The following is a 5,072-nucleotide window of genomic DNA, read 5'->3' on the forward strand; positions in this document are numbered from 1 at the left end:
GCGCGCTCCGAACCCCCGCGGCGGCCGTCCGCACGCCGCCTCACCCACACGAAGACGACCGCCACGAGGCATCGGCCCGTGGCGGCCTGACAGACTCGCGCGCCGGTCGGGGGACCGGGGCGCGGGGCACCCGGGAGCGGTGCGGCGGACGCGCGTCCGCCCGCGCCGCGGCAGGGTGCCGAACCGGGGGGCGTGGCGAAGGGTGGGGAGTCCCGGAGCCGCGCGGTGCGGCGGTCCTACGGGGCGACCCCACGTTCCGAGGACGGTCCCGCCGAAGCCTTCGCCTCGGCGAGGCCCGGTGCCCCCGCCGGGCCGTCAGAGGTAGAAGCCGGTCGCGGTGCCGGGGGCATCCGGGCCGACGGTGGGGCGCGGCTCTCCCTTGCGGAGAGCCGCCAGCTCCGCCAGCGTCGCGCCGTCCGGGCCGATCGCGCGCGCCGCCTCGGCCGCCTCGTCGCCCAGCCACGCGACCGCCTCGGCCCTGGAGAGCCGGCCGATCTCGATCTGCGCCAGGCAGCGCCCCGGCCGGACGACCGCCGGGTGCAGCCGCGCCAGGTCCTCGTTGGTGGTGATCGCGACCAGCACGTCCCGGCCCTGCCCGAGCATCCCGTCGGTCAGGTTCAGCAGCCGGGACAGGCCCTGCCCGGCCGTCTGCTTGGCCTCGCCGCGGATCAGCTCGTCGCAGTCCTCCAGGATGAGCAGCCGCCAGCCGCGGTCCTCGTCGTCCTCCTCGCCCATGGTCGCCTGGAACAGGTAGCCGGGCGAGGAGAACAGGACCTCCGGGTCGAGCACGCAGTCCGACCGGCACCACTCGCTCCACTCGCGGGCGAGCGCCCGCAGCGCCGTGGTCTTCCCGGTGCCCGGCGGCCCGTGCAGCAGCAGGATGCGCCCGCCCACGTCATCCGGTCTGAGCGCCATGACGCGGTCGAGCGCCTCGGCCACCCCCGCGCTGTAGTTGCGCCGGACCCCGCTCCACGGGTCGGCCGTGATCGAGCGCTCGCTGTGCTGCGGGCCGTGCTTCCCGAAGTGCCAGAACCCCATCTCGATGTGGGTCTCGCCCGGCTTCGGCTGGTCGGTCGCGTCCTTCACGGTCTCGTCCAGGACGGACTGGGCGAGCTCGTCGTCCACCGCCGTGACCATCACGTACGCGGTGCCGTGCGTCCACCGGTTCACCAGCAGCGTCCAGCCCTCGCCCCGGGCGAGGACCGACTTCTTCTCCTTCTCGTGCGCGACGCGCAGCACCCGCGCCCCCTCCGGCAGCAGCGGCGCGTCCTTGCGGACGTCCTCCAGCCGCGTGGAGCGGGACCACGGCTGCTCCCCGGACGCGAACGGACGCAGCGAGAGCAGGTCCATCACGTCGGCCGGGGAGTCCCCGTCGCTCAGGTTCAGCACCACGGGCAGCGTCAGGTCCTCACCGGAGGCCGTGGCGACCTCCGGGACCTCGACCAGGTGCAGGAACTCCCCGCGTCCCTCTCGCGATGCCGTCATGCTTCCGATGATCGGTAGCGGGTGGCGTCCGCGTCCAGTGAATTACTCGTCCTCCGTCTTCGGCTCGGTCTTCGGCTCGGCCTTCGGGGCGGGCTCGTCCTTCGGCTCAGCCTCGGCCTTCGGAGCGGGCTCGTCCTTGGGAGCGGCCTCGACCTTGGGGGCGGCGGCCTGCTCGGCGGCGGCGCGGGCCTCGCGGCGGGCGCGGCGCTCCTCGGCCTCCCGGGCGTCCAGCTCCTCGGCCTCCTCCGGCGTGGGCGCGGAGCCGCCGAGGTAGGCGGGCTGCCACCACGACTCGGACTCGGCCGGGATGTCGGGGTACTCGCGCTGCGCCTTCTCCAGCAGCTCCGACATCCGGGCGCGCAGGTCCTTGGTGACCTGCTCGTAGTCGTCGCCGCGCTTGGGGTACATCGGCTCGCCGATGAGGATCGTGACCGGGATGTTCCGCTGGAACAGCCGCTTCTTGCGGCCCTTGGTCCACATCCGCTGCGGGCCCCAGATCGCGATCGGGATCAGCGGGACCTTGCCCGCGACCGCCATCCGCACGGCGCCGCTCTTGATGTCCTTGACGGTGAACGAGCGGCTGATCGTCGCCTCGGCGAAGACGCCGACGATCTCGCCGCCCTTCAGCGCGGTCAGCGCCGCCTTGAACGACGCGGCGCCCGCCTCCCGGTCCACCGGGATGTGGTGCATGCCGCGCATCAGCGGCCCGGCGATCCGGTGGTCGAAGATCTCGCTCTTGGCCATGAACCGGGCGAGCCGCCCGGCCGGGTGGACCGCCAGCCCCGCGAAGATGAAGTCGAGGTAGCTGACGTGGTTGCTGACCAGAACCGCGCCGCCGGTGGGCGGGATGTGCTCGGTCCCCTCCAGGCGGATCTTCAGGTTCAGGGCTCTGAACAGGCCGAGAGCCGCCTTGATCACTGGCGGGTACACGTATTCCGACATGCCTGCAACCTACCTTGCCCCCCGCCCTCGCCTGGCAAGATCACCTTCCGTCTGCCGGATGGATCGCGCGGGAGGGGCCGACTCTGAGAAGCTGTGTGGGACAGCGGTGGGCTCCGGGGAAGGGGGGTTGCGAGATGGAACCAGAGGCGACTGGCGGCGGCAGGCCGGGCGGCGGCCCGCGCGACGCGGCGTCCGACGTGCACGCCCTGATCCGCGACCTGCTGCCGGTGCTCGCCCCCAGCGCCTGGCTGGACGCCGCGACCTCGGAGATGGTGCTCACGATCGGGCACTCCCAGGCGCGCGCGTCCACCGCGACCGTCCTGGAGCGCTGCGCCGACCAGCCCCGCACCCGCTGGCCCAGCCTGGTGGACGAGTGGGTCCGCGAGGTCGGCGACCGCGCGTCCCGGGCCGTCGGCGAGATGGAGCTGTTCGGCGACGTCCGCGAGCTGCTGCGGCTGCGGATCGTTCCGAAGCTCACCCCGGGCGACCGCGAGGGCCTGGTCGTCGTCCCCGCCGGGGACCACTTCGACGCCGTCGTGGTGATCGACCACCCGCGCTACGGCGGCCCGCTGACCCGCGACCGGGCCGGGCTGCTCGGCCTGCGCCGGCTCGGCTTCGTGATGACCAACACCCACGACCGCGAGCTGGCCGACGTCGAGGTCCGCGACCAGCCGCTGCTGCCCGGCCGCGACGTCCGCGTGGTGACCAAGCCGGGCAGCCGGTACGTGTCGGCGCTGCTGTCCGAGGTGCACCAGTTCCTGCCGTCCCCGAACGAGCACGGCGCGCTGGTCGGCGCCCCCAGCCACAGCACCCTGCTGATCTACCCGATCACCAGCCGCGCGGTCGAGGAGGTCCTGCCGGTCTTCGCGGACGTGGTCGCCGAGATGCACGCCGCCGCCGACGACCCGTGCGCGTCCGGCGTCTACTGGTCGCACGGCGAGCGCCGGCTGACCCCCGTCCTGCAGAGCCCGGACGGCCCCGCCAACGCCGAGTTCAACGACCTGCTCAAGATCCTCCCCGACGCGGAGGACTAGGACCGGCGGCCTGCGGTGCCGCGCGCCGCGTCGTCGGCCCGGTGCGCTCAGCGGCCCCGCACGCCGGCGGGTCGGCGGGTCAGGGGATCTTCCAGTCGACGGGGGAGGCGCCCTGCTCGGCGAGGAGCCGGTTGGCGCGGCTGAACGGGCGGGATCCGAAGAAGCCGCCGTTGGCCGACATCGGCGACGGGTGGGCGGACTCGATGCACGGGACGCCGTCGAGCAGCGGGCGCAGGTTGCGGGCGTCGCGGCCCCACAGGATCGCCACGAGCGGACGGCCCCGGGCGGCCAGGGCGCGGATGGCCTGCTCGGTGACCTCCTCCCAGCCCTTGCCGCGGTGCGAGGCGGGCTTGCCGGGGCGCACGGTGAGGGCCCGGTTGAGCAGCAGGACGCCCTGCTGCGTCCAGGGGGTGAGGTCGCCGTTGGACGGCTCCGGCAGGCCGAGGTCGTCCCGCAGCTCGCGGAAGATGTTGACCAGCGAGCTGGGCAGCGGCCGGACGTCCGGGGCGACCGAGAACGACAGCCCGACCGGGTGGCCCGGGGTCGGGTAGGGGTCCTGGCCGACGATCAGCACCCGGACCTCGTCGAAGGGCTGCTGGAAGGCGCGCAGGATGTGGTGCCCGGCGGGCAGGTACCGGCGGCCCGCCGCGACCTCGGCGCGCAGGAACCCGCCCATGGCGGCGATGCGGGGGGCGACGGGCTCCAGGGCTCGCGCCCAGCCCGCCTCGACGGTCTCCGCGAGTGGTCGTGCGCTCATGGCGCACCAGCTTAGCCAGGGCCGGATGTGTCCACATGCGGACGCCGAAACCGGGTTATCTTCCCACGCGCCGCGCGAAGGTCCCCACGTGAATTGGGTGAAACGTCCCGTTAAGTCGGGGTTACTTTCCGCCCTCCCGCGTTGACCGGACCCGTCCGGACCGCATAACTCCTTGAGTCGGGGCATCGCACCGACGACGGCGCCCCGGACCGCGGACCGACCACCCCCGCAGGGCCCGGCACACGATCCAGCGACGAGAGCGGGACACCCCCCAGATGACCCAGCACACCACTCCGCACACGCCCCAGGACACCACTCCGCAGACCACCCAGCTGACCACCCTGGACGCGACGTTCCTCAACGCCGAGACGCGCAGCACGCACGCGCACATCGCGGGCCTCGGGATCCTCGACCCGAGCGCGCTGCCGGACGGCCGGATCACCACGGCCGCGGCCGTGGAGCTCATCCGCGAGCGCGCGCACCTGGCGGCCCGGCCGCTGCGGCGGCGGCTCGCCGGGGTCCCGTTCGGGCTCGACCACCCGTACTGGGAGGACGACCCCGCGTTCGACCCCGTCCAGCACGTGTCGGAGGTGACGCTGCCCGCCCCCGGCACGGACGAGCAGCTCGCCGAGGTGGTCGCCGCGCTGCACGCCCGCCCCCTCGACCGCAGCCGGCCGCTGTGGGAGCTGGTGCTCGTGCAGGGGCTGGAGGGCGGCCGGGCGGCGGTGTACGTCAAGGCGCACCACGCCGCCGTGGACGGCGTGCTCGCCGCCGAGACCCTCGCCGCGCTGCTCGACATCGCGCCCGAGCCGCGCGAGCTGCCCGCCGACGACGCCGCGCCGCTGCGCGCCCCC

General features: G+C 74.2%; 5 protein-coding genes. 2 read left to right on the forward strand and 3 right to left on the reverse strand.

What is annotated here, in order from left to right:
• Positions 1-315: 315 nt before the first annotated feature.
• Positions 316-1,485, reverse strand: a complete 1,170-nt coding sequence (locus DZF91_RS28400) for a DUF5925 domain-containing protein (protein WP_117360191.1) — start codon at positions 1,483-1,485, stop codon at positions 316-318.
• Between the two features lie 42 nt (positions 1,486-1,527).
• The gene (locus tag DZF91_RS28405; protein WP_117360192.1) at positions 1,528-2,427 is read right to left on the reverse strand and encodes a lysophospholipid acyltransferase family protein; all 900 of its coding nucleotides are present in this window, start codon (positions 2,425-2,427) and stop codon (positions 1,528-1,530) included.
• A 134-nt stretch (positions 2,428-2,561) separates the two neighbouring features.
• Between DZF91_RS28405 and DZF91_RS28410 the strand changes: the two genes are divergently transcribed.
• Entirely contained in the window at positions 2,562-3,461 is a 900-nt protein-coding gene (locus tag DZF91_RS28410) for a hypothetical protein (protein WP_117360193.1), read from the forward strand.
• Positions 3,462-3,540: 79 nt separating this feature from the next.
• On the opposite strand, the gene DZF91_RS28415 is transcribed toward DZF91_RS28410, so the two are convergent.
• Positions 3,541-4,218: a uracil-DNA glycosylase gene (locus DZF91_RS28415; protein ID WP_117360194.1), complete on the reverse strand. Its 678-nt coding sequence runs from the start codon at positions 4,216-4,218 to the stop codon at positions 3,541-3,543.
• Positions 4,219-4,493: 275 nt separating this feature from the next.
• Here DZF91_RS28415 and DZF91_RS28420 point away from each other — a divergent pair.
• Positions 4,494-5,072, forward strand: a 579-nt coding sequence (locus DZF91_RS28420) for a wax ester/triacylglycerol synthase domain-containing protein (protein ID WP_328589228.1), incomplete at its 3' end; no start/stop codon positions are given.

This window comes from Actinomadura logoneensis (assembly GCF_003428695.1).
In the GTDB taxonomy this organism is placed as follows: domain Bacteria; phylum Actinomycetota; class Actinomycetes; order Streptosporangiales; family Streptosporangiaceae; genus Spirillospora; species Spirillospora logoneensis.